This window comes from Polaromonas sp. P1_E3 (assembly GCF_056405935.1).
In genome coordinates, this window is record NZ_JBFUBD010000315.1 from 1 (window position 1) to 3,203 (window position 3,203).

3 protein-coding genes are annotated in these 3,203 nt (G+C 63.1%); 1 reads left to right on the forward strand and 2 read right to left on the reverse strand.

Translation table 11 applies throughout. The features are described from left to right. Positions 1-848: PQQ-dependent sugar dehydrogenase (locus tag AC1D0Z_RS18445; RefSeq protein WP_477659648.1), on the reverse strand; the 848-nt coding region annotated here is incomplete at its 3' end. A 270-nt stretch (positions 849-1,118) separates the two neighbouring features. Between AC1D0Z_RS18445 and AC1D0Z_RS18450 the strand changes: the two genes are divergently transcribed. After that, a complete protein-coding gene (locus AC1D0Z_RS18450; protein ID WP_477659649.1) occupies positions 1,119-1,826 on the forward strand; it encodes a C40 family peptidase in 708 nt (235 codons plus the stop codon). Positions 1,827-1,936: 110 nt separating this feature from the next. On the opposite strand, the gene AC1D0Z_RS18455 is transcribed toward AC1D0Z_RS18450, so the two are convergent. Beyond that, positions 1,937-3,203: hypothetical protein (locus AC1D0Z_RS18455; RefSeq protein ID WP_477659650.1), on the reverse strand; the 1,267-nt coding region annotated here is incomplete at its 5' end.

Below are 3,203 nucleotides of genomic sequence, written 5' to 3' on the forward strand. Positions count from 1 at the left end.
CAGTAATGCAGCGGCTGCTGCATGCCGGCCTTTTCTGTCAGGCCTTCGCCGATTTTTCCGCCGCCGTAGTTTTCGCCGTAGGTGATCACCGGCCAGCCGTAGTTGGCCCCGGGCCTGGGCAGGTTGATTTCATCGCCGCCCTGCGGCCCATGCTCGYGCATCCATAACGTGCCGTCGGGCGCCAGCGTTGCGCCCTGGGCGTTGCGGTGGCCGTAGCTCCAGATTTCAGGCAAGGCCCCCGCTTTGCCGACAAAGGGGTTGTCCTGGGGAATCGAGCCATCTTTGTTGATGCGGACAACCTTGCCGTGGTGGTTGTCGAGCTTCTGGGCATCTTCCTTGCGGCTAAACCGTTCACCCAGTGTGAGAAAGAGCTTGCCGTCGGGCGTGCCGGTAGCTGCCGCGCGGCTTTCCACGATGCGGCAACCGAAATGCGCTGTGCTGGCGACCTTGGGCCTCTGGCTGAAGATGACCTTGACGTTCTCCARCCGGGTATCGTCGGCACTCAAGGTGGCGCGCGCCAGCGCCGTACTGTTGCCGTTCCCGGCGGCGGCAGGCTCGGAAAAGCAGAAATACAGCGTCCGGTTGCGCGCAAAGTCGCCGTCCGCCAGCACGTCCAGCAAGCCGCCCTGCCCGCCGGCGGCAATCTCCGGCAAACCCGCCACCGGCGTACCCGGTTTGCCGCCCGGCCCGATGATGCGCAGGCGGCCGGGGCGCTCCGTGACCAGAAAGCGCTCGCCCGGCAGGAAGGTCACGCCCCAGGGGTGTTCAAGCCCTGCCGCTACCGTTTCAGGGCGAATGCTTTGAGCCTGGGAGGGCAGAAAAACCCACGAGAGTGCTATCAAAACCATAGCTGCTCGCGCTCGTCGGTATTGGATAAAAGTCATATTTCGTCCTCAAAAACTTGCAGGCAAAATTGGTTTTACACCAGCCAGCGACACGCCATCGCAGAAATGGCCTTTAACCCGGCTCACGCCCGGCTTTTACGCGGCAAGAAGGTCCCGGAAGGGGAAGAACGGACTAGTCAAAATACAAATTCGTTACAAATCAATAACTTACCAACGTTATCAAGAAACAACATAAGTTGACGTAGGACTAATCTGTCAAGTATGCTTGGCGCCATGCGAATGATTGCCCCTGCCCTCGTCATTGCCTCTGCCGCCCTGCTGGCAGCCAGCGCATATGCGGCACCCGGCAATTCAGGCGGCGACAACGACATGGACAAACTGCTCGCCGACAAGGGCCTGCTGACCCAGATCGACAACGTCCGCCACAACGTCACCAACAAGGCTTCCGAGCTGGTCGTCAACGCCATGGGTTTTCTGGGTGTGCCCTACAAACGCGGCGGCAACACGGCCGAAACCGGGTTTGACTGCAGCGGCTTTGTACGCGCCATTTATGAGCAAAGCGTCGGGCTGCTGCTGCCGCGCCGCGCTGAACAGCAAGCCGCCGCCACCCAGCGCATCGAAAAAACCGAATTGCAGCCCGGCGACCTGGTGTTTTTCAACACCATGAAGCGCGCGTTCAGCCATGTCGGCATTTATGTCGGTGACGGCAAGTTCATCCACTCGCCCAAGCCCGGCGCAGAAGTGCGCGTTGAAAGCATGGGCGTAAGCTACTGGCAGCGCCGCTTTGACGGCGCCCGCCGCGTGCAGCCGTCCAACGCAGCGGCACAGGAAACTCCTGCACGACCGGGCGCGCTGCCGGCCCGCCCACCAGCGCCGCAAGGCACCGCGCAAGAAAAGCTGGCCGTTCAGGCGGCTGCTCCGCAACTGTCGGCTGCGCGGCAAGCGGAGCTGGTGATGCAGCAGGAACAGTACCGTAATTAAGCCCGCCAGCTCTCCAGGCCGGTTTTAAGATCCAGTCCCCTGCAACAGGCCCGCAACGCAGCGGCAAGCACGCGTCCGGGGGGCACCCCCACTCCTCACGTCCTGGCGCCTCATTCTTTCTCGCGCTCGCCGCCCGGCGACATGTCCAGCTCCACAGCCTGGCCATTGTCGATAGCCTCGCCTGCCTTGGCTGGGGTGCTTGAAACCACGGAATTGCTGCTTTCACTGGCCAGCGCCAGCTGAAGCGCCGGCACATCTGCCCCGGCGTTTTCTGCCACGTTACCGGCAGGAATCACCCGGTTGTTTTCCGCGGTGGACGTCAGCTGCTGGTTACCCTGCGGTTTGCCGTTCACGTTGACCAGGCCACCGCCAGAATTGGTCACCTGTCCGAAACTGCCGCTGACGCTGCCTTTGGGCGAATCGATGGTGACCTGGGCGGATGAACCCGAAATCTGCACTTCGCTCACGGCCTCCACCGCCATGATCGGTGCAACCACATTGGCCACCACGGTGTCTCCGGCCAGCGATGCCGAGTTGCTGGCGGTGACCACCACGTTCACGTCGCCCTGCGCCTGCACCACCACATTGTTGCCGCTGATGTTGCCGCTGATGTTGCCGGTGCTGCTGCTGATCTGTACATTGCCCTGGCTGGTGGTGGTGCCGCTTACGTCGCCTACAGCGGCCACCGCCACTTCGCTGGCGGTGACATTGGCCGAGACATCGCCGCCGCTGGTGACCTGGACAGCACCCTGGCTAATGGTGGAGCCGCTCACGTCGCCCCCCGCGTTCAGMGTGTTGGACTGTGTGGCGTCCTGCCCGCGCAACGTGTGGTTGCTCAGGGCAACATTGCCGAGTGCCCCAATGCCATAGCCTTTAACCCACAAAGTGCTGTCCAGGGTGAAGTCGTTCGCCACAACTTCAAACCGGCCGAGCGCGTTGGTTTCCGTGCCGCCCGTCACCATGTGCACATTGCCGCGGGTGCTGCCCGTGCCCGCGACAAGCCGCAGCGCACTGGCTACACTGCCGGCGTTCTGGATGTCGCCGTTGAGCGTGATGTTGGCGCCCTGGGTCGCCAGCGTCGTGTCGCCCAGCAGACTGACCGGGGCGTTGAACAGGATTCCGCCCGCACCGCTCGCCGTCACATTGCCGCTGATGCCGGAGCCGCCCGCGCCGGCGTTGAGCGTGAGGCCCTGCAAGGTCGAGCCGCCGAAGTACAGGTTATAGGGGTTGTTTACCACCACGTCCTCGGCATAGGTGCCGGCGCCTACACGGATATTGGCGCCGGTTGCCGCGTTGCCCAGGGCCGTCCCGACGGACAGCGCCTGCGTCCCGCCTCCCAGCAGGTTGCCGATACCTACCTGGAAGTCCTGTGTGGCC